This is a genomic window from Rhizobium sp. Rhizsp42 (assembly GCF_047304155.1).
Classification (GTDB): domain Bacteria; phylum Pseudomonadota; class Alphaproteobacteria; order Rhizobiales; family Rhizobiaceae; genus Rhizobium.
This window is the reverse complement of record NZ_JBGLYS010000006.1, coordinates 121,460-145,477: the sequence shown is the minus strand read 5'-3', so window position 1 is coordinate 145,477 and position 24,018 is coordinate 121,460. Positions and strand designations below refer to the sequence as shown.

Below are 24,018 nucleotides of genomic sequence, written 5' to 3'. Positions count from 1 at the left end.
GAATCAGTGATCGGTCGCGCTCCGGCGATACCGGAGCGCGATCAAGTTTTGTGAGCGCCAGACAGGCTAAAGCCACATATGTCCCTAAAACTCTTCGAACTGCTTCTGCAGGCTTCGATCTACACGGTGACGATCAGCGTCGTCTCGATCCTGATCGGCTTCGCGATCGCCATCGGGCTATCGGGTATGCTCCTGTCGAAGAAGACGCTTTTTATTCTTCCTGCCCAAGTTTTCATCAGCTTCTTCCGCGGCGTGCCTCTGCTCGTCCAGCTTCTGCTGATCTATAACCTGCTGCCCGCGATTGGGCTCAACGTTCCTAGCATCGTCGCGGCGATTGCCGGCATGTCGCTCTGCACCGCCGCCTATCAAGCCGAGAACCTTCGCGGCGGCTTCGCCAGCGTGCCCGTCGGGCTGATTGAATCGGCGGAGATGGTGGGCATGACACCGGGCCAGATCTTCCGCCGCATCAAGGCGCCGATCGCGCTGCGCCTGACATTTCCGGCCCTCGTCAACGAGGCGATCCTCATTCTCAAGGCGTCGTCCCTGGTCTCGGTCGTCGGCATCATCGAACTGACCCGCATGGCGCAGGACCTTGCCGGCAGCACCTTCCTGCCGCTGCAGATCTTCGCGGCAGCCGGCCTCATCTATCTCGTGATCAACTGGATCGTGGCGCTTGCGGGCGGAGTGATCGAGCGCTCCCTGCCGGGAGTTCCAAGATGACATTCGATATCAACGTCATTCTCGACCAGATGCCGGCCATCGTCAGCGGCGCCGGCGTTACGCTCATGATCTGGATTGTCGGCACCATCGCCGCCGCCGTCCTCGGTTTCTTCGTCGCGGTCGGCCGGCGCTTCGGCGGCATGCTGCTCGACAAGGTGCTTGGCCTTGCCGTCGCCGTGCTGCGCGGTACGCCGTTCCTGATCCAGATCTTCCTCGTCTATTACGGCGGCCCCTTCATCGGCCTCTCGCTCGATCCGATCCCCGCAGGCCTGATCGGCATCTCGATCTACGGCGCGGCCTATTACAGCGAGATCTTCCGCTCCGGCTTTCTCGCGGTTCCCAAGGGCCATATCGAGGCTGGCGAATGCGTGGGCATGACGCAGGGGCAGATCATCCGCCGCATCCTTCTCCCCGAAATGACGATGCTGGTGCTGCCGCCCTCGCTCAACATGGCGGTACTCCTGATGAAGGAGACGGCGGTTTTATCGATCATCACAGTGCCCGAGCTGACGGCGACGCTCAGCGCCATCGGCGCGCAGCAATATGCCTTCGTCGAGGCGCTGTCGGTGCTGGCGCTGTTTTATTGGGTCCTTGTCGAGATCACCGGCAGGCTTGGCCATCTCGTCGAAACGAAACTCACACGATTCAGGTTTTTCAACGCATGAGCCTACCCGCGATCGCAGTCAAAAATCTCGTCAAGACATTCGGCGAAACCACGGTTCTCCACGGCATCGACCTTGAGATCCCGCAGGGACAGGTATCCTGCCTCATCGGTCCATCCGGCTCCGGCAAGAGCACGCTGTTGCGCTGCATGGCCTATCTCGAGGAGGCAACATCGGGAACGATCGCCATCAATGGCGAAACGCTCGGCTTCACGGAAAATGCGCGAGGCGTTCGGGAGCGTATTCCGGCCGCCGCCAACCGTGCGATCCGGGCGCAGATTGGCATGGTGTTCCAGCAGTTCAACCTTTGGCCCCACATGACAGCGCTCGGCAATGTCAGCGAGGCGCTGAAGCTGGTGCAAAAGATGAACAGGAAGCAAGCCGAGGAGCTGGCCATGGCGCAGCTCGTCAAGGTCGGGCTGGAAAGCCGGGCCGGGCACTATCCGTCGCAGCTTTCAGGCGGACAGCAGCAGCGCGTGGCGATCGCCCGGGCGCTTGCGTTGAAGCCGAAGATCATGCTCTTCGACGAGCCGACCTCGTCGCTCGATCCAGAACTGACCGGCGAAGTGCTGAACGTCATGCGCGATCTCGCCGCCGAGGGGATGACCATGGTGGTCGTCTCCCACGAGATCGGCTTTGCGGCCACGGTCGGCCAGCAGATCACCTTCCTCGACCATGGCAAGGTGCAGTTCTCAGGGCCGCCGCAGGAGGTCTTCAAGAAGCCGCGCAATCCGCGTCTTGAACAGTTCCTCGACACGTATCTCGACCGCGGCGCATCGATGCTGATGTAGGGCGTTTCCTGTCGGCTACCTGCGTCGTTCATGCGCGGCAAACGCTGCCGTTGCGCCCGCCTACGGGCGGGCGCCACCATCAGTAGCAAGCGATCATCTTAGCAGTGACTTCTTTGTGAATTGAGCCAAGCCGAGGCAATCCGTTAACACCCCATTAACGATCTCGGCGCTAGCTGATGTGCACTAACAATTCGTATGCGCGCTATCGAGCTAGCTGGATCCGATGTCCATTCTCCAAACCCTAGCATCCAGAAGCGGGCGTCTCGTCAGCCTGGAGTTCGGCTCTCGCGATGGCGGCAGGCGCCTGGTCAAGCCACGCCGCAAGGCGCCCACGCCGAGATCGCGCCTGACGATATTAGGCACCGCGCTGGTGCTTGCCTACAGCGTCATCGGCGGCAAGCTCATCTATTACGGCGTGCACGGCGACCCCTCCACGTCAGCCATCCTGCCCAAGCCTTCGTCGGTCGCATCGCGCCCGGATATCCTGGATCGCAACGGAGAGCTGCTTGCGACCGATATCCGCACCGTGTCGATGTTCGCCGAGCCGATCAAGATCGTCGACGTCGATGATGCCGTCGAAAAGCTCGCCACCGTTTTTCCCGATCTCGACAAGCGCTCGACATTTCAGAAGCTCTCCAACCGTCGCTCGCACTTCGCCTGGTTGAAGCGCCAGCTCAGCCCGAAGCAGCAGAGCGAAGTGCTGAAGCTCGGCATTCCCGCCATCGGCTTCCGCCCCGAAGTGAAACGCTTCTATCCGGGTGGCCGAACCGCCGCGCATATTCTCGGCTATGTCGACATCGACAATCACGGCGTCAGCGGCATGGAGAAGTATCTCGACGATCAAGGCCTCTCCGCGCTCGCCTCAACGGGCCTCACCATCGCCGGCAGCCTGGAGCCGGTGAAGCTTTCGATCGATATCCGCGCGCAGAACGCCGTGCACGATGTGGTGGCGGATGCGATCGGTCGATATCAGGCGCAATCGGCTGGCGCCGTCATCCTTGATATCTATACCGGCGAGGTTCTCGCCATGGCCTCGGCACCCGACTTCGACCCGAACGATCCGCAAGCAGATGGCGACAAGGGATGGCTCAACCGGATGTCGAATGGCACCGACGAAATGGGCTCCGTCTTCAAGACCTTCTCAATCGCGATGGCGATCGACACCGGCAAGATCAAGCTGTCTGACACGTTCGACGCAAGCACACCTCTCCATTACGGCGGCTTCACGATCCACGACGACCGTGACGTTCCGCGGCGCGTGTTGTCGATCCCGGAAATCTTCCGTTACTCCTCAAACGTCGGCACCGCCAAGATGATGGATGTCGTCGGCATGGATATCCAGAAAGAATACCTCACGCGCTTCGGCCTGCTTTCGAAGATGCAGACGGAGTTGCCAGAAGTGAAAGCGCCGAGCCAGCCGAGGGTCTGGAAGAAGATCAACTCCCTCACCGCCGCCTTCGGCCACGGCGTTGCCACGACGCCGATGCAGACCGCGGTCGCCGGCGCGGCTCTTCTGGATGGTGGCGAACTGATCGAGCCGACCTTCCTGCCGCGCACGCGTGAAGAGGCTGCCGAGACCGAACAACCAGTCGTCAAGAAGAGCACAAGCGACACCATCCGGTATCTCTTCAAGCTGAATGGCGAGCAGGGCACCGGGCGAACCGCCGATGTCCCCGGCTTCCATGTCGGCGGCAAGACCGGGACGGCCAACAAGGTCATCCACGGCGTCTATTCACACAAGTTGAGCTTCAACTCGTTTCTCGCGGGCTTCCCGATGCAAAACCCGCGATACGTGGTTTTGTCATTCGTCGATCAGCCGCTGACGGGCTTGCAGAACCTCAACTTCGCCGCCCAGACCGCAGCGCCGATGGTGGCCGATATCGTCAAGCGGGTCGGGCCGATATTGGGCGTTCAGCCGGATTTCGGCCAGAACCTGTTGGTCGGCTATTGATCGAATGCACTAGGCTTTCAACCGCCGGCATTGGCGGTCGAAAGCCCATTGGCTGCGCCTAAGCCAGATATTTCTTGAACCAGGCCACAGTCCGTTCCCAGGCAAGCTTGGCGGCAGCTTCGTCGTAGCGCGGCGTCGAGTCGTTGTGAAAGCCGTGGTTTACGCCGGGATAGATGTAGGCCTCGTAGACCTTCTTGTCCGCCTTGAGCGCCGTCTCATAGGCCGGCCAGCCGTCGGTGATGCCCTTGTCGAGTTCGGCGTAGTGGAGAAGCAGCGGCGCCTTGATGCGCGTGACGCTGTCGGCGCTCGGCTGACGGCCGTAAAACGGCACGGCGGCGCCGAGTTCCGGATAGGCAACGGCCGCGGCATTGGCGACGCCGCCGCCGTAGCAAAAGCCGGTAATGCCGACCTTGCCTGTTGTCAGGTCGCTCTTGATCAGAAATTCGATCGCAGCGAAGAAGTCGTTCATCAGCTTCTGCGGATCGACCGTCTGCTGCAACTCGCGGCCCTTCTCGTCATTCCCAGGATAGCCGCCGACAGACGTCAGGCCATCGGGCGCCAGCGCGATGAAACCAGCCTTGGCAACACGCCGCGCGACGTCCTCGATATAGGGGTTGAGCCCCCGGTTCTCATGAACGACAACCACGCCCGCCACCTTCCCCTCGGCCTTCGCCGGACGAACAAGATAGCCGCGCACGTCGCCATTTCCCTTGGGCGAGGAATAGGTGATGTATTCGGCGATGATATCGGGGTCGGTGAACTCCACCTGCGTCGCCAGCGCATAGTTCGGGCTCATCGAGGATAGAATTGCAGCGGCGGTCAGCCCGCCGACGGCGAACTTGCTCGCTCGGTCGAGAAATTCACGCTTGGTGATCCTGCCATGCGCGTAATAGTCGTAGAGTTCAAGCAGTTCCTGGGGGAAGTCCTTCGCGGTCAGCCGATTCATGATTGATCCTCCATCCATCCATCCGTCTCGGCGGCAATACTACACGACCGTTTCCCCTCGTCAGTTCAACATTGCGCTACCAGCAGGGCTCAGCGACGCCCCAGGCGGTCGAAATACAGGAGCATCGCCAGCCCGATCACACCGGCAAGCGCGCCGATGAAGGCCGTGCCGGAATAGCTGCTGATTGCGGTGCCGATGGCAAAGAGCAGTGCGCTGAGGCCGGCGCTGATGAAGATGTTGACGGAGATGAGCGCGCTGCCCAATCCCGGACGCTCGGCGATCAGGTCCTGCAGATAGGTGATCGGGATGCTGATCAGCGCAGCCGCCCCAAAGCCGCTGATCAAGGTGAGTGAGTAGACATGCCAAGGTGCCGAGGCGAAACCGAGCAGCGTGAGATAGACCACATAGATGCTCGCGCCGATCGCGAGCGACGTCACATGGCTCATGATCCTTTGCGCCCGCCCCCAGACGATGATGAAGACGACTTCGAGGAAGGCGACGATGCCGATGAGGATGCCGAGATCGGCAACCGTCCCATGCGCGGCGCCGGTGACGATCAGCGGCAGGATGGCGCCGTTTATATGCAACATGGAACTGATGAGCGCGATGGCGATGACCCGGACAAGTACCGGCGGCGAACCGACTTCGCCGAGTGCCGCGAGATAAGAGAGGTGGCGGCTCGCGGCCTTGTCGGTCCCCGTCTGGCGCGGCAGGAAGACGGCGATGAGGCCAAAGCAGGCGGCGCAGGCGACCCCGGCAAACAGATAGGCCGGCAGCATGCTTGGCGACCGGGCAAGCAACACGCCGGTCAGACCGGGCACGAGAACCCAGGCGAGCGACATCATCGCGCGGACACCGGAATTGACCCTGGCGACGTCATCGCGCGACATGCCGGTTGTCCTTCGGCGAACATTCCCGAAGAGCAGCGAATTCAGCGAGCCATAGACCGGCAGGAGCAGCAGCGCGCTGACCACGAAGGTCGCCTGATGCGGCAGAATGTAGATCGCACCATAGCCTAGCACGCCAAAGATTGCAGTCGCCAGCATCATGGTACGGTATTCGCCGAGCCGATCCGCCAGATTGCCGAGCAGGATGCTGACCGTAACGTTGACGGCCGCGGCGGAGAAAATCAGGGCGGAGTAGAGCCCGTTGCTCAAGCCCAGTTCGCGGATGCCGACGACGGATTGATAGGGAGAGGTGGCGGCGCTTGCGACGCCGAACATAAAGAGGGCGAGCATGCTCACCCGGATGGTCGGGTCGCGGAAGACAGCGGGAAGAAAGCGGGTCATGTTCGAATTCGTGGCGGTGGCGGCGGACGCCCGTCTTTGGCGAGCGCCGCCTGGCAGCTTCGGTATAGTGCCGAAACCACCAGGCTGTCAGTTATTTCCTGTTAGTCAGTCCAGCGCGCCGAGAAGCGCGCTTGCGGGATGTAGCTGAAATCGCGATCGAAGGGGAATGCAGGCCGCGCGCGGCGGTTGCTGGTGAGCCCCTCGATATCCTGGTTCACCACGCCCTGCGTCAGCGCCATCAGGTTCGGATTGGCGATCGGCGCGAGTTCCGGTGAGAGGTAGCCGGATTTGACGACCAGGAGGCGGACAGCCTTCGGATCAAGCCCGAGCAGGGTGAAATCGGCGATGTTGTGATACGGCCGGCGGCGCGCGGCGAGCACGACGGTGATCCCGCCAACGCGCACGACCGCCTGGCGCTCGGCGGCCACGCCGGTATTAGAGAGCAGCACGACCTCCGCCTGCACCTTGGCCGGTGTGCTCGATCCATCGAGGCTGCCACCGATGGTCAGCGCAAGCGTGGCACCCTTGCCGGCTGCAAAGCAGGCCTCGACAGCCGGACGATCGGTAATCCCAGCAATCAGCGCGCCGTCAAAGCCGCGAGCGATCAGCGCGTTCAGCACGTCGGCGCGATCGCCGACACCGCCACCCGTAGGGTTATCGGCGGAATCAGCGAGGATGACGGGCGAGGTCTCCGCCTTCTCGGCGGCATCGAGCATCTCCGCCAGCGGCCCGGTGACGGGACCGAAGCGGAAATCCTCGCGTGCGTTCCAATAAGAGAGCGCGATCTCTTCCGCAGCCTTGGCCGCGGCACCCTTGCTGGTCGCGGTGATGACCGCGCAGGCGGTCGCGCGCGGCTCGTCAGCCCAGACATAGCCGACCATCAGATTGGCATCGAGGACGCCGGCGCGCTGGTCGAAGACCGGCAGGGCCTCATAGAGCGCCTTCGCCGGCTGATCTTCCGTCGATGTGCGCTCGCCAGGCCAGAGAACCGGCACCGGTGCCCAGGCGACACCGGGGCGTGTGCCGCTCTTCAGGGCATCGACCAGCATCGACCACGCCCGCACCATGGTTTCGCGCACATCGATATGCGGCGCGGTCCTGTAGCCGGCGAAGATGTCGAGTTGATCGATGATCTTCTGGCTGACATTGCCGTGCAGGTCGTAGCTCGCCGCAACGACGACATCAGGCCCGACAACCGCGCGAGCAGCTGAAATCCAATCGCCCTCGGCGTCGTCCATACCCTCGACATTCATCGCGCCATGCATGGCGAGATAGAGCCCATCGAGCGGCAAGGCCGCCTTCAGGAGAGAGAGGAACTCGGTCTTAAAGGCCTCGTAGGCGACGCGGGAGACCGGGCCTCCAGGCACGGCGCGCGCGTGCAGAAGCGGCAGATGCTCGACGCCATCGGCCTTCAGAAAGTTGAAATACTCGGCCCCCAGAAGATCCGCGCCCTTGAGCACGCGAAAATCCTCGACGGCCATCAGCACCGGCGAATAGGTACTGCACTCGGTATGAATTCCGCCAACAGCGATCCGCATCGTCAGCTCCTTAGAGTTTCGGGCTCAGCGGCACGACGGCCGAGAAGCGATCCCAGTTCTTCTTCGCCTTCGGTGTCCACGCAGCCTCGGCAATGGCCGGCAGGCGCGGGAAGACGAGACGGTTGAAATAGCCGCGCGACAGGAAGTGCTCGGACCAGATGCAGGCCTGTACGCCCTTCATCCTGTCCTTCAGCTCTTCAGGGAAGTCCCCTTCGGCCTCATAGCCATAGGTGTGGGCCGGCGGTACCGTGCCCGCCCAGCTGGCGCCGGGCTCCTGGAAGGCCTCGGCCTGCACCATGTCGAGATAATAGGCCTGGCCGGGGGTCATGACCACCTCATAGCCTTCCCTGGCGAGCTCGATGCCGACCTGTGGGTTTTCCCAGGCCATCAGCAGCGTATCCTTGGCCGCGACGCCGCCGCCATGGGCGACCTCGTTCCAGCCGGCAAGCTTGCGTCCGCGCGCCGTCAGCATGTCCTTGACGCGCTTCAGGAAGTAGGACTGCAGCGCGAAGGTGCCCTCGATGCCTTCCTGCTCCATCAGCTTCTTCGCAAGCGGCGACGCCAGCCAGGAACCGTTCGCCACTTCGTCGCCACCAATATGCAGATACTTCGACGGGAAGAGCTCGACCATTTCGTCGAGCACCTTTTCTAAGAAGGTATAGGTCAGCGGAATGGCGGGGTTCAGCGCATTGTTCGGATAGCCCTGGACCGAGTGATAGCTGTCCGGTGCTTCCTGTCCGTCGGTCAGCTCCGGCAGCGCCACGAGCGTCGCCGTGCTGTGGCCGGGGATATCGATTTCGGGAACGACCTCGACGCTCAACGCCAGCGCATGCGCGACGATCTCGCGGACATCGTCCTGCGAATAGAAACCGCCGACCGGCTCCGCGCCATTGCCGAGCTGCGGCAGAAGCGGTGCGTCCGGTCCGCGCAGCACGCCAGTGGTCGTGAGCTCCGGATAGGCCTTGATCTCCAGGCGCCAGGCTTCGTCGTCGGTCAGGTGCCAATGGAAGACATTGAGCTTCAGCCAGGCCAGGATGTCGACAAGCCGCTTGATATCGGCTGCCGGATAGAACTGTCGCGAGACATCGAGATGGCAGCCGCGCCAGCCGTAGCGTGGCTTGTCGGCGATAGTGCCCGAGACCGGGAAACGAAAGCTGCCGGGGCGGCTGCGCGCGCCCTCAAGCAGCTGCGCAAGCGACGTCAGGCCATACTGGCGACCGGCGGCGTCCGCATAGGCAAGCGTGATTTCATCGGCCGAGAAGGTGAGCTTGTAGCACTCGGCCGCAATCGCGGCATCGGCGATGAAACGCACTGCGCGACCCTGCGGCGACGGCTGCAGATTGAATGGCGCATGCGCGCTTTCGAACAGGCGACGCACGAGCGAGGTGACCGTGGACATGGCGCGCAGATCATCCGAGGAAGCGCCGGCCGCAGGATAGAGCACAACTGGAAAGCCATCGCCCGGCTTGGCGTCGATTTCGGCCGGCCAGGGCTGCAGGGCGAAGGGCAGGTCGAGCTTGCCCTCAGGCAACAGCACCGGCGGCGGCTCGCTGACACGGCCTTCGAGCAGGAGATCGGACACGGCGACCGCGACGTGGCTGCCATCGGCAAGCGTCACATAGGCCGACTTGGCGCCATCGGTGCAGTGCTTGGCCGGGCGGTGCAGGCCGCTCACGATAAAAGTCCAGCCTGCACCCGGCGCAATGGAAAGGCCTGTAGGTGGCGCGAACTCGTGAAAATTGGCGTTGCGGCGCAGGAAGGTCGCATTCTCGCAAGCCTTCTTGTCGATCACCCGTGTCAGCGACGTGTAGACGATCTTGAAATCCGCAAGCGGCGCATCCGACAGGTTGAAAAGGGTAAAGGTGAAGCGACCATTCGGACCGCCGTCCGGCTGCCAGGAGCTCTCCAGACGATAGGGGACCGTGTCCATAACTGTTCCTCTCAGTATTCTTTTTTTGATCAGTAGTCTGCGGATTGGGAGAAGGTGCGGGCAAGTTCCGCTTGGCCCGCGGTGAGGCCGCAATCGACGGGCAGGCAGACGCCGGTAATGCCATTGGCCTGCGCGCTCGCCAGGAAGCCGACCGCGTTGGCAACATCCTTCGGGTCGACGACGCGCTGCAGCGGATACCAGCGGCGCGCTTCCTCGAAGACATTCGGATTGGCGGCGGCGCGGGCTGCCCAGGCCTGCGTGCGTACCGTGCCCGGCGCAATCGCGTTCGAGCGGATGCCGAACTTGCCGTATTCGACGGCAACCAGCTTGGTAAAATGCAGGAGGCCGGCCTTGGCGGCGCTATAGGCCGGATGGCCGAAGACGTGCATGCCGTTGACGGAGGCGATGTTGACCACCGAGCCCTGCGTTGCCTTCAGGAGATCCGCGACGGCGCTGAAGCAGAGGAACGGTGCTTCGAAGTTGAGCGCGTTGTCGGCGCGCCAATCCTCCGGCTTCGTCGACTGCAGGCTGACGGCACGCGCGGCACCCGCATTGTTGACCAGCGTCTTGAGCGCGCCGAGCGACGCGGCGGTCTTCGCCATTTCGGCAACGCTGTGCTCGCTTGTGACGTCACAGCTGACGGCGACGAAGCGCTCGGCCGAACCCAGCGCACGCGCAGCCTTTTCGGCGGCAGCGCCGTCGATATCGACAAGCAGGACGACGTCGTGGTCATCCGCAAGCCGGCTGGCGATGGCACGGCCGATATCGCCCGCAGCGCCGGTCACGATCGCTACCGATTTTGTCATTCTCAGTCCTTTCCTGACATGAAATCCTCAGTCCCCAAGCAGCTGACGGTCATCGCCGTCACGGTGGGCAACGAGTTGTTGTTTGATGCGTCGAAGGGTGACCGCCGCCTGCGGGATGTTGTAGGCGACGAGGCTGGCCAGGATGTCGACGGCGGCCAGATAGGCGATGCGCGTCGAGGTCGGCCGGAAGATGTTGTTACCCTCGGCAAGATCGATCGGGATGACGATGTCGGCGGCCTTGGCGACGAGGCTGTCGGCCTGCGTCAGCGCGATGGTCGTGACCCCGGTCTCGCGGGCGAGCGTGAAGGAACGGACGAGTTCGGTGTTGCGGCCCGAAAACGACGAGCCGACGATGACATGCGTCGACTTCGCCGCCGCCGCCAGCATCAGCTGCATGCCGTGATCGGAGCTCGCGGTCACATGCAGGCCGAAGCGGAAGAGGCGGTTCTGCAGCTCGCTGGCGATCATCGAGGAATTGCCGCCTGAACCGAAGGCATAGATCATCTCGGCCTTGGCAATCTTCTCGGCGGCCTGCTCTATAGCGGCAAGGTCGAGCGAGCGATGTAACAGAAACAGCGCGTTCTGCGCCTTGGTGATGATGTCCTGGGCGACGTCACCGGGATCGCGGCTCTTCGGCTCGGGCCTGAGATAGCGCATCCCGACATAGGCCGTGCGGGCGAGCTGAACCTTGAAATCGGAAAAGCTTTCGCAACCGACACGGCGACAGAAGCGGGTGACCGTCGGCGGCGAGACATCCGCCTTCTCCGCCAGCTCGATGATCGAGGCGTTGACAGCGAATTCGAAGTCGTTGAGCAGAATATCCGCGATACGGGTTTCCGACGGCGAAAGCCGGGCCTTCTCTTCCTGCAATGTCGAGAAAATATCCACGCCCGGCTCCCCTTGGTCTATCGCGCTATTTGTCTTTCGCTTTATACGCGACGCAATCGATTTCGACCTTGCAATCGACCATCATCGACGACTGTACACAGGCGCGTGCCGGGGGATGCCCGCCGAAATACTGCTGATAGATGCCGTTGAAGGTCCAGAAATCGCGGGGATCGTCGAGCCACACGCCGCAGCGCACGACATGCTCGAGGCCATAGCCAGCCTCTTCCAGGATCGCGATCACGTTCTGGATCGTCTTGTGCGTCTGCGCGACGATATTGCCGTCGATGATCTCGCCATTTTCCATGGCAACCTGACCCGACACATAGAGCCAGCCGTCGGCTTCGACGGCACGGGCAAACGGCAGCGGCTTTCCGCCTGCGCCGGTCTGAACGGTGCCATAACGCTTGATGGACATTGACCGATCCTTGCAAATTATTTTCGTGATAAGTTGACAAGTGACCATATTAAGCGGAATTTGACCAGAGAAAAACGTCATTCATGAAAACAATTTCAATCGGGAACACCATGCGCGATCCTTTCAAGAACCCCTTCCCCGCCTCTGACACCGCCAGGCATTCGATCTGGGAGATGCTCGTTCACCGCGATATCGAGGCCTTCCTGGCCGCAGATTGGTCGATGGTCGAGCACGATTTCGTCGAGGATGGCTTCATCGGTATCGACGGCCGCAAAGAAGTGAGCCCAGACAAGTGGCGCCTCGCCTTCCCGACGCTTGCCGCCTATCGCGATGAGTGGGTCCGCCAGGCCAAGGATTTCGCGACGCAGTCCTTTGCCGAAGACACGCGCACGGCCATTTTCACCACGACCACGCTCGAGGATATCGAGATCGAGGGCGACATGGCGCTGGTGCGCAAGAAGTTTGATGGCGGCATCGCCAAGGCCGATGGCAGCCGCGACATCATGCAGTGGCAGACCCTTTATTATTGCCGCCTGCACGAGGGGCGTTGGAAGATCTCCGGTTTCACCGGCTATCTTCCAAACCCGATGGGTTGATCAACACAAAGGCCGAGACATTGCGGATTTTCACGGCGGCTCTCGCAACCGAGACCAATACCTTCTCTCCAATCTGCGTCGATCGGCGCGCTTTCGAGGCGTCGCTCTATGCGCCGCCGGGCGAACATCCCGAAACGCCGACGCTCTGCTCCGCGCCGATCACCGTCGGCCGGCGCGTCTGCGCGGAGAAGGGCTGGACACTGATCGAGGGCACCGCGACCTGGGCGGACCCGGCCGGCCTCGTCAACCGCGCGACCTATGAAGGCCTGCGCGACGAAATCCTCGGACAGCTTCGCGCGGCGATGCCCGTCGATGCCGTGGTGCTCGGGCTGCATGGCGCAATGGTCGCCGCCGGTTACGAGGACACGGAAGGCGATACGCTGGCGCGCATTCGCGAGATTGTCGGCCCCGACATCCCCGTTTTCGCCGAGCTCGATCCGCACAGCCATCTGACGGCCAAGCGTTTCGCTGCCGCCAATGTCTTCGTCTACTTCAAGGAGTTCCCGCACACGGACTTCGTCGATCGGGCCGAGGACCTGTGGCGCATCGCCGTCGATACGCTGGAAGGCCGCGTTAAACCGGTCATGTCCGTCTTCAACTGCCGGATGATCGACGTGTTTCCGACCTCGCGCGATCCCATGCGCTCCTTCGTCGACAAGATCATGCAGATCGAGAAGGACGACCCCGACGTTCTCTCCATCTCCGTGGTCCACGGCTTCATGGCCGGCGACGTGCCGGAGATGGGCACCAAGCTTCTCGTCGTCACCAACGACCGCAAGGACAAGGGCGATGCGCTGGCGCGCGAACTCGGCATGGAACTCTTTTCGAAACGCGGCACCTTCATGATGCCGCAGATCGACGAGAAAGAGGCTGTGTCGCAGGCTCTGGCGGCAACCGCATGGCCTGTCGTGATCGCCGATATGTGGGACAATCCTGGCGGCGGAACGGCTGGCGACGCGACCGTCGTTCTGGGCGAACTTTTGGCGCGCGGCGTCACCGATGCGGCGATCGGCACGATCTGGGACCCGATGGCGGTGCAGATCTGCATGGCGGCCGGTGAGGGTGCCGAGATTCCGCTGCGCTTCGGCGCCAAGTCGGCACCCGGTACGGGCAACCCGATCGATGGTCTGGTCAAAGTCATCAAGATCGTGCCGAACGCCGAGATGCGCTTTGGCGAAAGCTTCGCGCCCTTTGGCGACGCAGCGCACATCGTGCTCGATGGCATCGACATTATCTTGAACTCGACGCGCGCCCAGAGCTTCGATCCGAGCCTGTTCTCGGTCATGGGCATCGATCCGACGCAGAAGAAAATCCTCGTTATCAAGTCGACGAACCACTTCTACGCCTCGTTCTCGAAGATCGCGTCCGAAATCATCTATTGCGCGGCTGGCACGCCTTATCCTAACAATCCGGCGAAGACGCCGTATCGGCGGGCGCGCAAGGATATCTGGCCCATGATCGCCGATCCCCACGGCGCCTAGCATGGAGTAGCCTCAGATGCACAACAGCCCATTTGCCGTCGTCGCCAAGCCCGGCGACAAGGTCGCGGAACTCTCGACACCTCGGCCGATCATCGACGAAGACCGGATGGCGGCCAATATTGCTCGCACGCAGGCCTACATGGACGCGCACGGCATCGACTTCCGCCCGCACATCAAGACGCACAAGATTCCGGCGCTGGCGGCCCAACAGGTAGCGGCGGGCGCTAAGGGTATCAATTGCCAGAAGGTCACCGAGGCCGAAGTTTTTGCCGACGCGGGCTTCGAGGACATCCTCATCACCTTCAACATCATCGGCGCCCAGAAGCTCGAGCGCCTGGCGGCGCTGAGCGAGCGCATATCCGGGCTGAAGGTGGTCGCTGACAGCGCCTATACCGTCGACGGCCTGGCTACCTATTTTGCTGCGCGCAAGCCGCTTGTGGTTCTGGTTGAATGCGATACCGGCGCCGGACGCTGCGGCGTTCAGAAGCCCGCGCAAGCCGTGACGCTCGCCAAGCACATCGACGCCGCAGCGGGCCTCACCTTTGGCGGGTTGCTGAACTATCCGAAGCCGGGCGCCGCCACCGAGGTTCAGGCGTTTCTCGCGCAAACACTAACCTTGCTCGATGCCGAGGGCATCGCCTGCCCTATCGTCAGCAACGGCGGATCGCCGAGCCTGTTCGACGCCCATCTGGTTCCCGCCGCAACCGAACACCGGGCCGGCACCTATATCTATAATGACCGCTCCATGGTCCGCGCCGGCCATTGCACCGAAGACGACTGCGCCATGCATATTCTCGTCACGGTCGTTTCACGCCCGACGGGGGATCGTGCTGTCATCGATGCGGGCTCGAAAGCGCTGACATCCGATCTGCTCGGTTTCACGGATTACGGCCAGGTCGTCGGCTATCCGCAGGCTTCAATCACCGGCCTGTCAGAAGAGCATGGCGTGATCGACCTGTCGAAATGCGAGGGCGCTCGGCCGCAAATCGGCGACAAGCTCCTGATCATCCCGAACCACACCTGTGTAGTCTCGAACCTTTTCGACACGATGGTGTTCCATCGCAATGGTGTCGTCACCCGCGTCGAAGACGTGGCCGCGCGCGGGCTGGTCTGGTAACCGAAGCGCCGGATTGGCGGCCGTTCACCGGCCGCTAACGTCATTGGATCGTCCTCCTTGAAGTTTGCCATATCCGGCGCATCTTATTGATGCGCCAATATTCCGGCGACGTCATGGGAGATCATTCATGAGAGTGTTGATTGCATTGGGAATTGCAGGGAGCCTGGCGTGCATTTCAGCCGCCCAAGCGCCTTCGCAATGGCAAACCTATTCCGGTGTCCGCGTCGATTCCGACCCGACCATTCTGGCCCGCTTCGACCATACCTATCCCTATTGCGAACAGGAAGCGTTTCGCCGCGGCTCGACCGACGTCAACAGCCTGTGGCACGTGACGGCGCTGCGAAATTGCATGTACCGCCACGGGATCGTCGACCGGGGCTCCTATTCGTACCCGGCCAACACCTTGTTCTATCACTTCCTCGATCGCTGATAGCGCGACCGGCGCTCGCGATCAGGCGAGCGCCGTCGGGTTCAACAGATTGAGATCGATATCGGTCAGCGCCACATGGCGCTCGAACGCGATGCCGGCTTCATCGAAGAGGTGGCAATCCACCGCGTTGATGCCGACGAGCATCGGCTGCTCTGGCCGCACGCCGACGCTGCCTGACAGCGTGGCGCAGAAGTTTTCTCCCTCGCCATTCAGCGCTGCGTAGGCGACAGTCTGCGCGCCGAGACGCTCGATGACGCTTGGCGTAATGGTGAGCGAGATATCGCCGGATGCGAGCTGGATATGTTCAGGGCGAACGCCAAGCGTCAGCGTCTTGCCGGCGACACCTGCGCGCGGCGTGACCGGCACGGTCAGCGACTGGCCCTTGTATTCGACGGTCACGCTCTTGTCGCCGACGGCGGTGCAGGTGACCGGCAGGAAGTTCATCTTCGGATTGCCGATGAACCCGGCCACGAAGATGTTTGCGGGCTTGTGGTAGAGCTCGAGCGGCGCGCCCGTCTGGGCGATCTCGCCGGCGTTGAGCACCACGATGCGGTCGGCCATCGTCATCGCCTCAACCTGATCGTGGGTGACGTAGATCATGGTCGCCTTGAGCTGGCGGTGCAGTTTCGCGAGCTCGATGCGCATGTCGGAGCGCAGCGCGGCGTCGAGGTTGGAGAGCGGCTCATCGAACAGGAAGATCTTCGGCTCGCGGACGATCGCGCGGCCGATCGCCACGCGCTGGCGCTGGCCACCGGAGAGCATGCCCGGCTTCTGCTGCAGGCGCTGGTCGAGATGCAGGATGCGGGCCGCGTTTTCGACCCTGGCCTTGAGCTTCTGCTCTTCCATCTTTTCGACGCGCAGCGGAAAGGCGATATTCTCGAAAACGCTCATATGCGGATAGAGCGCGTAGGACTGGAACACCATGGCGATGCCGCGCTTGACCGGCGGCAGATCGTTCACACGGACGCCATCGATCACGATGTCACCCGCGGACGTCGCGTCCAGGCCGGCGATCATGCGAAGCAATGTGGATTTGCCGCAGCCGGAGGGGCCGACGAACACGACGAACTCGCCATTGTTCACCTCGAGCTGAACGCCCTTCAGAACCTCGAAGTCGCCGTAAAATTTCTGAACCTTGTTGAGAAATAACTGTCCCAAAACCTGTCTCCGGTCACCGCCACGCGCGGCGCTTACTCTCGATAGCGAAGGGATCGCGGCTGTTGCGCGCCCGCGATCCCCAACAAAGGCTTACTTGAACGCTTCGATCTCGCCAGCGGCCTTCTTGATGGCGTCAGCCGGTTCGGCCTTGCCTGTCACGACGGACTGGACCATTTCGATCATAGAGTTCTGGAAACCCTTGTAATCGGTGAAGAGCGGCTCGGGACCACCATAGGTGATGCCATCGATGAACGGCTTCCACGACGGATCGGCCTTGACGAATTCGTCGACCTTCGCGGAAGGACGCATTGGTGTCAGGCCGGCGCCGCCCTGCAGTTCGTATTCAGGCTGGATATCCGACGAGGTGATGTACTTGGCGAATTCGATCGCCTTGTCCTCGACACCAGAACCCTTGAAGATCGCAAGGCTGTCGGTGATGAGCAGCGTGCCCGGGCCCTTGGCATCCGGTCCGAGCGGCAGCGTCGTCACACCCCAGTTGATCTTGGTGTCCTTGAGGCGGGCGGCAGCGCCGGAGCCAGCCTGGATCATGCCGACCTTGCCGTCGAGGAAGATCGCACGAACTTCGTTCTGCTCGTAAGCGGTCGGGCCTTCTTCGGAGTAAGGCGTGATGTCCTTGTAGGCCTGCAGAGCGGCGAGAACACCGGGGCTATCCAGCGTGACCTTGCCATCGGCGTCGATGACGGTCGCGTTGTTGGTGTAAACCCAATGCATGAACTGGTGCATGGTGTTGTCGAAGGTCTTGGCGGACAGGCCGTAGCCCGGGATGCCCGTCTTTTCCTTGATGGTCTTTGCAGCAGCGATTTCTTCAGCCCAGGTTGTCGGCGGCTTCTCGGGGTCGAGGCCTGCCTGCTTGAACAGATCCTTGTTCCAGTAGAGCGCCTTGGTGGAGAACGCGATCGGAACGCCCCACTGGTTGCCCTCGAAGGTGACCGTGTCAACGATGTGAGGATAGTAGGCCTTCTTCTCGTCGTCGGTCATCGGAACCGGAACGATCAGGTCGTTCTGAGCGAATTCCTTGAGCGTGCGCGAGCCGACGTAAGCCATCGCGACGGGCGTGCCGGCGGCGGCGAGCGTGGTTGCCTTGTCCTGGCACTGTGCCCAGCCAACGACTTCAGGCGCAACCTTCCAGCCCGGATTCTTGCCTTCCCATTCCTTGATATACTTCTCGTGGATCGGGTCGATCTTGTCGCCGCAATAGATCCAGCTGATTTCCTTGTCGGCAGCTTCGGCCGTCATGGCGCCAAGCGCCGTCGAGCCGAGCAAGGCCAGTGCCATAAGGCTAGTTTTGAAAGCGATGCTCACGTCAATACTCCCGTTAGTTAGCTGTTCACTTGTTATTGTTTTACCGCACCGGCAGTCAGACCGCCGACGAGATATCGTTGCAGGAAGAAGATGATGACCATCGCGGGCAGAATGCCGACGAAGGAGGCTGCCATCAACTCGTTCCAGATAACCTCCTGCTTACCGAAGTAAGCGAAGAGCCCCACCGGCAACGGCATGTATTCGGTCTTCGAGTTGAAGGTCAGCGCGAAGATGAATTGCTGCGCGTAGGCGCCGATGAAAGTGGTGATGGCGACGACGATGATCCCCGGCATGGCAATCGGCAGGATCACGCGGCGCAACGTATAGAAGTGACTGGCGCCATCCATGTAGGCGGCCTCGTTCAGCTCCTGCGGGATGCGGATCATGTAGGTCCGCAGCAGCCAGATGGCCGAAGGAATGAGGAATGCGACGCCAGGCACGATCATCGCGAAATAGGTGTTGAGCACGCCGAGCGTGCGCATCAGCCGGAACAGCGGAATGAGCAGCACAGCGCCCGAGAACATGTTGACCGTCAGGAACGCGCCAAGCAGCAGGCCCATGCCGCGAAACTCGAACTTCGCGAAGGCGTAGGAAGCCGGGATGACGAGCGCCAGCACGATCACCGTGACGATGATCGAGATGAAGAAGGAGTTGAAGATATAGCGCCCGAAGCCCGGAACGCTGATCCACATGGTGCGATAGGCCTCGAACGAGCCGTTCTCCGGCCAGAAGCGGTACGGCGACGAAAACAGCTGGCTGAGCGGCTTCAGCGACACCAGGAAGCCTTCGACGAACGGCGCCAGCACGAAGGTGAGGAACACCGCGACGCCAAGGTAGATCAGCAGGATTTCCCACCAGCTGTAGCGATCGATCATGGCCGCGTTCTTCATGCGCGCTTCTCCGGGTTGAGCCGACGGGTGACACGGAAATAGGCAAAGCAGAATGCCGAGAGGAAGATGCAGATCAGCACCGCGCGGGCCGCACCCTCACCATATTTCTTCGAGCCGATGGCCGTCTGGTAGGTATCGATGATCATCGTCGTCGTCTGTCCGCTAGGGCCGCCCTGCGTCAGGATCCAGATGATATCGAAGGAGTTGAACGTGGCAATGAGCGATAGCATCGACATTGTGATGATCGATGGCACCATCAGCGGCAGGGTGATGCGGCGGAAGCGATAGAAACGCCCCGCTCCATCCGTCCAGGCCGCCTCGTAGAGATCCTTCGGGATCGACTGGATGGCCGCCAGGAAATAGATGGTGACCATCGGCACGCCGATCCACACGTCGGTGATGATCGTTGCCCAGAAAGCCGTGTTGCCATAGGCGAGGAAAGCCACCGGTCCGTCCACGAAGCCGATGCGCTGCAGCATGCCCGAGATCATCCCGAACTGGCCATTATACATCCAGCCCCACATGAAGATGCCGATCGCCATCGGCACCACCCATGGCGGCATGGTCAACAGACGAAACAGCGAGCGACCGGGCACCGCGCTGTTCAGCAACGAGGCGCCGAAGGTGCCGATGATCATCTTCAGCGAGACCGAGAAGAAGGTCCAGATGAAGGTGCGGACGATGACGTCTGCGAAGGTCGCGTTGAAGATCTTCTCATAGTTCGCCCAGCCCACCCAATTGGTCACTTTTCTGAGCGACGCATCGGTGAAGGACAGAATGAACGTATCGACGAGCGGGTAAGCGACGATTACCGCGACATAGAGGACTGCCGGAAGGAGAAGGATCCAGGCGAAGATGAGGTTGCTTCTTTGAACGTTCATCCTGCCGCCCTCCTCAAGCCGCTCTGGCGTGGAGCGCCTCGTCGAACTTGTCCCATACGGGACGCAGGTCGACAACCGTCTTCTTGATGCGGGCCTCGTCCATGGATAGCGCCAGAATGCCGGCTTCAAGGGCATTCAGGGTCGAGACGGGCAGCACCGTGCCGGTGCGAACGCTGTCGAGAATGTCGACCGCCATCTGCTCGTCGGCACCGTAGTGCTGCGAGAGTTCCGTGGCCGCATACTTGTTCTCGACGACCTTCTTGCCGGTCAACTGCTCATGCACATCGAGATAGCCGCGCACAAAGTCGCCTTCGGCCATTCCGCGAGAACCCATGATCGCAAAGCGGCGGAACTGGTCGGGAACGTTGAGGTTGGTGTGGAAGTTCATGCCCACGCCATTGGCGTATTCGACGATCGCAACCTGGTAGTCGATGATGTCGGCATCGCTGTCGAACACCTTGTCGGTGCCCTTCCAGCCGCTCGGCTTGCGATGGAACAGCTCGAGGTCGTTGATGCCTTCGCGAGCGGGATCGTTTGCCGGTGTAAAGCTCTTGCGGCCGCCAAAGCTTGCGACCCGCTCGGGCCGCGCGCCGGCGATGCCATTATAAAGGTCGAGATCGTGGCAGCATTTTTCCAGCATGAAGCTACCGGAATAACGCTCATAGCGGCGCCAGTCGCGCATGAAGAATGCGCCGTGGTAGGGCTCGATATGCTCGGACGCCTCGATCGAGACGATCTGACCGAGATTGCCGGCAGCCTGAACCGCCTGCAGGTCGCGATAAAGCGGCGAATAGCGCAGCACCAAGCCGACCATCAGCCGCTCGTGACCGAACTTCGCCATCAGCCGCGCGAGCTCGATGCTTTCGGCGATCGTGGTCACGATCGGCTTTTCGCAGAACACCTTCAGACCGGCTTCAAGGCCGATGCGGATATGCTCGAGATGGAAGAGATTGGGCGAGCCGATCATCAACAGATCGAGCTTTTCGTTGGCGATCAGCTCCTGCGGCGTGGCATAGGATTTGCCGACTGAGACGCCCTTCTCGACGAGACCCGGCAGGCCAGCGGGCTCGGGATCGACATAGCCGACGATCTCGAAGCTTTCATCAATCGACTTGAAGACGTAGCCCAGATAGCCGAGCCGGAAACCTAGCCCGATAATTCCCACTTTCATGCTGCTCTCGTTCCCATTTACGTAATTTATTTTCGTCAAGTTGAGACATAAATTCGATCTCGTCAACACGAAACACGGAAAAAGTTGGAACTGTGAAATTAATTTTCATGACGCTTGTTTGACAGGCATTTTGATTTTCATCATCAATGCGCCTGCCGTCAGCCACAAGGCGAGACGATAGGATCGCCTGTACCCACATCATCATGTGGGTAAGTGGCAAGATGCGCGTGCCCATCTCGATCGAGCGCGGCGTGAGGATTGACACAAATCGCGTCGCCTCACACTATTTCGCGGAAACCATACCAACACTGATCGCTGGACCGTGTCAAATGAACGATTCTACCGCAAAAATCGATGCGTTTGACATGAAGATCCTCAGCGCCATGCAGAATGATGCGACCCTGTCGCAGCGCGATCTGGCCGAAAAGATCGGCCTGTCGCAGAACGCCTGCTGGCGCCGGCTGCAACGGCTGCATTCCCTCGGCCTGATCCGGGGATCGCACAGCGACATCGACCTCAAGGCTCTCGGGTTCGACCTGACGGTCTTCGTCATGATCCGCACCCGCCATCATTCGAAAGAATGGAGCGAAGGTTTTCGGGCGCATGTCGAGCGATTGCCAGAGGTGATCGACTTCTATCGCATCGGCGGCGACTGGGATTATCTCATCAAGGTCGTAACGAAAGGCATGTCCGGCTACGATGCCTTCTACCAGAAGCTCATCACGAATTTCGATCTCGCCACGGTGACGGGCTTTTTCTCAATGGAGGCGATCATCAACAATCGCCCGGTCGATTTGACGCGGCTGCGCTGACGAAAGAAGCGAGGATGACCCCAGCTGTCGCGACAAACAGAAAGAAGGGGACCTCGCGGGCCCCTTCTTCGTCTCTATTTTTAAGCCATGCCTGGCCGGTTGATCGTCAGGAAGTGCCGGACGACGGGCTTTTCCGGGGCTGAGTGGTAGGCAAGAACCTTGCCCTGCAGGTCGGCATCGGCGTTTGACACCCGCTTGTGCTGCCTGAGATGCTCCGCCCAGGATTCCACCATGAACCACTCGACGATCTTCTGCGGATCCGCGGAGTCTTCAGTCACACCCCAGCCATAGGCGCCATCGCGGCGGCGTTCCTGCGACATGTCGTTGAGCGCACGAAGGAAGGCCGAACGGTTGTGCTTCTCGACATTGTATTCGATCAGGATCAGAACCGGTCCACGATCATGGGCAACAGGCTCGGCGACAAGCGGCTCCGGCCAGTGGCTGGACGGGACCAGGTCGGCATCGCCGGCAGGCAGTTTCACACGGTGCATGACGAGACCAGCGACGAGCAGACCGGCAGCGCCGATCAGGAGGGCACCAGGGACGCCGACCGCTTCGCCAACGGCACCCCAGCCGAGGCTGCCGGCCGTCATCGCGCCGTTGAAGACGGTGAGGTAGACAGCAAGACCGCGACCACGCACCCAGTTCGGAAGGACAGCCTGGGCCGCGCCATTCAGCGTCGTCAGAGCGGTGATCCATGCGCCACCGAGGAAGAGCAGAGCGACGATGGCAACCAGCTTCGGCGGAGCGAGCGACAGGATACCCATGACGACCGCCGTGATGATCGCTGCACCGAGCAGTAGTCCATCGCCATCAAAGCGTTGGCGCAGTTTCGGCATGACAAGCGCACCACCGATCGCACCAGCGCCAACCGCGCCGAGCAGGATGCCGTAGAAGCTTGCATCACCACCGAGAAGCTGGCGGGCGACGAGCGGCAGGAGGGCCCAGACGGCGCTGGCGAAGGCGAAGAAGATCGCGGCACGCAGCAGCACGACATGCAGCGGGCGGCTGGCACGGGTGTAGCGAAGGCCGGCCCGGAAGGCGCCGAAGAAATTCTCCTGCAGGGCATCGTTGGCGCTCTTGGCGCGGGGCCACCAGATCAGCGCTGCGATGACGACCAGATAGCTGGCAACGTCAGCCCCGTAAGTAAGACCCGCCCCGAACGCGGCAAGCAGGATACCCCCCGCTGCCGGGCCGATGGAGCGGGCGATATTGATGCCGAGCGAATTCAGCGCAACCGCGCTTTTGACGTCCTCACGCTTGACGAGCTCAGGCACGATCGCCTGCCAGGTCGGCCCCATCAGTGCCGCGCCAATGCCGCCGAGGAAGGTGAGACCGATGAGGGCGCTGACCGAGAGCATGCCGGTCTGGGCAAGAACCATGAGGCTGATGCTGACGGAGGCGAGCAGCAGCTGCACTGCAATCAGGAACTTTCGGCGGTCTAGAATATCGGTGAGCACGCCCGCCGGAATGGCGAGAAGGAAGATCGGCAGCGTGCCCGCCGCCTGAACCATAGCGACCGCGGCCGGCGAGGCCGAGAGATCGGTCATCAACCAGGAGCTGGCGACATCGCGCATGAAGCTGCCGGTATTGCCGAGAACGGTGGCCGCCCAGAGAACGGCGAAGACGGGTTGGGCGAGTGGAGCGAAGCTGCCCCCGGAGGATTTTGCGGTGCTCATTGTTCAGCTCCCTTGGTGATGTCGAAGATGGTGACGAGAATGAAGGCGCCCGCGAGGCCGAGATGTTCGAAGAAGGCGTTGGTTGCCATCATTCGATCCATGCCGGCGGGCAGTTCCCAGAAACGAAGCGCGATGAAGGTAGCGAGAATAGTGAACCCGGCGAGCGCGAGAGCGCCCATCCACCGGAGCTTGCCCGACACCATCATCGCCGATGCGGTCAGCTCGAACGCGATGACGACGACGGCGAAGACGGGCGCCGGGGAGAGGCCGAAATGCTCCATCTCGGCGACTGCGCCGCCGAAATCGAAAATCTTGGTGAGCGGGCCCTGGATATAGGCGGCGCACAGCGCGAGCAGCGCGGCGGTTCGCACGGCCGGCGCCGAAGCGACGTCGGCCAGAAGCCGGCGCTGAGTTGAAGGAGAGTGGCTGGTCATCGTTGCTCCTGCGATCTTGGCCGGTCGGTTCGAGCGGCGCTGTGTTCGTCTGATGGAGCCATATTGACGGGAACCATTGCCACCAACAATTGCATCAATAGTTTCGATTT

At 61.6% G+C, this 24,018-nt stretch carries 23 protein-coding genes; 9 read left to right on the top strand and 14 right to left on the bottom strand.

The window, feature by feature from the left end; translation table 11 throughout:
* The first annotated feature begins 78 nt into the window (after positions 1-78).
* From ACCD05_RS08830 to ACCD05_RS08815, 4 genes are all read left to right on the top strand, one after another.
* Entirely contained in the window at positions 79-720 is a 642-nt protein-coding gene (locus tag ACCD05_RS08830) for an amino acid ABC transporter permease (RefSeq protein WP_111560851.1), read from the top strand.
* Complete coding sequence (locus tag ACCD05_RS08825; RefSeq protein WP_112435395.1) at positions 717-1,385, top strand: amino acid ABC transporter permease; 669 nt, start codon at positions 717-719, stop codon at positions 1,383-1,385. Before ACCD05_RS08830 ends, ACCD05_RS08825 begins: the two co-directional genes overlap by 4 nt.
* Positions 1,382-2,173 carry an amino acid ABC transporter ATP-binding protein gene (locus tag ACCD05_RS08820; protein WP_111560849.1) on the top strand — a complete coding sequence of 264 codons (792 nt, stop codon included), beginning with the start codon at positions 1,382-1,384 and terminating at the stop codon, positions 2,171-2,173. The genes ACCD05_RS08825 and ACCD05_RS08820 overlap by 4 nt, the downstream gene beginning before the upstream one ends.
* A gap of 223 nt (positions 2,174-2,396) precedes the next feature.
* Entirely contained in the window at positions 2,397-4,124 is a 1,728-nt protein-coding gene (locus tag ACCD05_RS08815) for a peptidoglycan D,D-transpeptidase FtsI family protein (RefSeq protein ID WP_111560848.1), read from the top strand.
* Positions 4,125-4,182: 58 nt separating this feature from the next.
* On the opposite strand, the gene yghX is transcribed toward ACCD05_RS08815, so the two are convergent.
* The 7 genes from yghX to ACCD05_RS08780 form a co-directional block, all read right to left on the bottom strand.
* Entirely contained in the window at positions 4,183-5,070 is an 888-nt protein-coding gene (gene yghX, locus ACCD05_RS08810; protein ID WP_112435393.1) for a YghX family hydrolase, read from the bottom strand.
* Positions 5,071-5,159: 89 nt separating this feature from the next.
* Positions 5,160-6,359, bottom strand: coding sequence for an MFS transporter (locus tag ACCD05_RS08805; protein WP_413392089.1), 1,200 nt, complete (start codon positions 6,357-6,359; stop codon positions 5,160-5,162).
* Positions 6,360-6,460: 101 nt separating this feature from the next.
* Positions 6,461-7,897 carry a M81 family metallopeptidase gene (locus ACCD05_RS08800; RefSeq protein WP_112435391.1) on the bottom strand — a complete coding sequence of 479 codons (1,437 nt, stop codon included), beginning with the start codon at positions 7,895-7,897 and terminating at the stop codon, positions 6,461-6,463.
* Positions 7,898-7,907: 10 nt separating this feature from the next.
* A complete protein-coding gene (locus tag ACCD05_RS08795; RefSeq protein ID WP_112949988.1) occupies positions 7,908-9,827 on the bottom strand; it encodes a beta-N-acetylhexosaminidase in 1,920 nt (639 codons plus the stop codon).
* Between the two features lie 29 nt (positions 9,828-9,856).
* Entirely contained in the window at positions 9,857-10,633 is a 777-nt protein-coding gene (locus ACCD05_RS08790; protein WP_112949989.1) for an SDR family oxidoreductase, read from the bottom strand.
* Positions 10,634-10,660: 27 nt separating this feature from the next.
* A complete protein-coding gene (locus ACCD05_RS08785; RefSeq protein WP_018896574.1) occupies positions 10,661-11,521 on the bottom strand; it encodes a MurR/RpiR family transcriptional regulator in 861 nt (286 codons plus the stop codon).
* 25 nt (positions 11,522-11,546) lie between these two features.
* Positions 11,547-11,936: a RidA family protein gene (locus tag ACCD05_RS08780; RefSeq protein ID WP_112949990.1), complete on the bottom strand. Its 390-nt coding sequence runs from the start codon at positions 11,934-11,936 to the stop codon at positions 11,547-11,549.
* A gap of 110 nt (positions 11,937-12,046) precedes the next feature.
* On the opposite strand from ACCD05_RS08780, the gene ACCD05_RS08775 reads away from it, so the two are divergent.
* From ACCD05_RS08775 to ACCD05_RS08760, 4 genes are all read left to right on the top strand, one after another.
* Positions 12,047-12,532 carry a hypothetical protein gene (locus ACCD05_RS08775; protein ID WP_112949991.1) on the top strand — a complete coding sequence of 162 codons (486 nt, stop codon included), beginning with the start codon at positions 12,047-12,049 and terminating at the stop codon, positions 12,530-12,532.
* A 20-nt stretch (positions 12,533-12,552) separates the two neighbouring features.
* Positions 12,553-14,013 carry a M81 family metallopeptidase gene (locus tag ACCD05_RS08770; RefSeq protein WP_112950012.1) on the top strand — a complete coding sequence of 487 codons (1,461 nt, stop codon included), beginning with the start codon at positions 12,553-12,555 and terminating at the stop codon, positions 14,011-14,013.
* Between the two features lie 16 nt (positions 14,014-14,029).
* The gene (locus ACCD05_RS08765) at positions 14,030-15,130 is read left to right on the top strand and encodes a D-TA family PLP-dependent enzyme (RefSeq protein WP_112949992.1); all 1,101 of its coding nucleotides are present in this window, start codon (positions 14,030-14,032) and stop codon (positions 15,128-15,130) included.
* A 127-nt stretch (positions 15,131-15,257) separates the two neighbouring features.
* A complete protein-coding gene (locus tag ACCD05_RS08760) occupies positions 15,258-15,560 on the top strand; it encodes a hypothetical protein (protein WP_112949993.1) in 303 nt (100 codons plus the stop codon).
* A 21-nt stretch (positions 15,561-15,581) separates the two neighbouring features.
* On the opposite strand, the gene ACCD05_RS08755 is transcribed toward ACCD05_RS08760, so the two are convergent.
* The 5 genes from ACCD05_RS08755 to ACCD05_RS08735 all read right to left on the bottom strand — a co-directional run bounded on the left by ACCD05_RS08755 (position 15,582) and on the right by ACCD05_RS08735 (position 20,983).
* Positions 15,582-16,718, bottom strand: coding sequence for a sn-glycerol-3-phosphate ABC transporter ATP-binding protein UgpC (locus ACCD05_RS08755; RefSeq protein ID WP_112949994.1), 1,137 nt, complete (start codon positions 16,716-16,718; stop codon positions 15,582-15,584).
* Between the two features lie 90 nt (positions 16,719-16,808).
* Positions 16,809-18,014 (bottom strand): ABC transporter substrate-binding protein, encoded by a 1,206-nt coding sequence (locus tag ACCD05_RS08750; RefSeq protein ID WP_162717999.1) that lies wholly within the window; start codon positions 18,012-18,014, stop codon positions 16,809-16,811.
* A 59-nt stretch (positions 18,015-18,073) separates the two neighbouring features.
* Positions 18,074-18,931 carry a carbohydrate ABC transporter permease gene (locus tag ACCD05_RS08745; RefSeq protein ID WP_112949995.1) on the bottom strand — a complete coding sequence of 286 codons (858 nt, stop codon included), beginning with the start codon at positions 18,929-18,931 and terminating at the stop codon, positions 18,074-18,076.
* Complete coding sequence (locus ACCD05_RS08740) at positions 18,928-19,812, bottom strand: carbohydrate ABC transporter permease (protein WP_018896583.1); 885 nt, start codon at positions 19,810-19,812, stop codon at positions 18,928-18,930. Before ACCD05_RS08740 ends, ACCD05_RS08745 begins: the two co-directional genes overlap by 4 nt.
* Positions 19,813-19,825: 13 nt before the next feature.
* Positions 19,826-20,983: a Gfo/Idh/MocA family protein gene (locus ACCD05_RS08735; RefSeq protein ID WP_111560836.1), complete on the bottom strand. Its 1,158-nt coding sequence runs from the start codon at positions 20,981-20,983 to the stop codon at positions 19,826-19,828.
* Positions 20,984-21,312: 329 nt separating this feature from the next.
* Here ACCD05_RS08735 and ACCD05_RS08730 point away from each other — a divergent pair, with 329 nt between their 5' ends.
* Positions 21,313-21,795, top strand: coding sequence for an Lrp/AsnC family transcriptional regulator (locus ACCD05_RS08730; RefSeq protein ID WP_026282647.1), 483 nt, complete (start codon positions 21,313-21,315; stop codon positions 21,793-21,795).
* An 80-nt stretch (positions 21,796-21,875) separates the two neighbouring features.
* Here the strand turns inward: ACCD05_RS08730 and ACCD05_RS08725 are convergent, their stop codons facing one another.
* Positions 21,876-23,474 (bottom strand): MFS transporter, encoded by a 1,599-nt coding sequence (locus ACCD05_RS08725; RefSeq protein ID WP_112435383.1) that lies wholly within the window; start codon positions 23,472-23,474, stop codon positions 21,876-21,878.
* On the bottom strand, positions 23,471-23,908 hold the full coding sequence (locus ACCD05_RS08720) for a DoxX family protein (protein ID WP_413392088.1): 438 nt from the start codon (positions 23,906-23,908) through the stop codon (positions 23,471-23,473). Before ACCD05_RS08720 ends, ACCD05_RS08725 begins: the two co-directional genes overlap by 4 nt.
* Positions 23,909-24,018 lie beyond the last annotated feature (110 nt).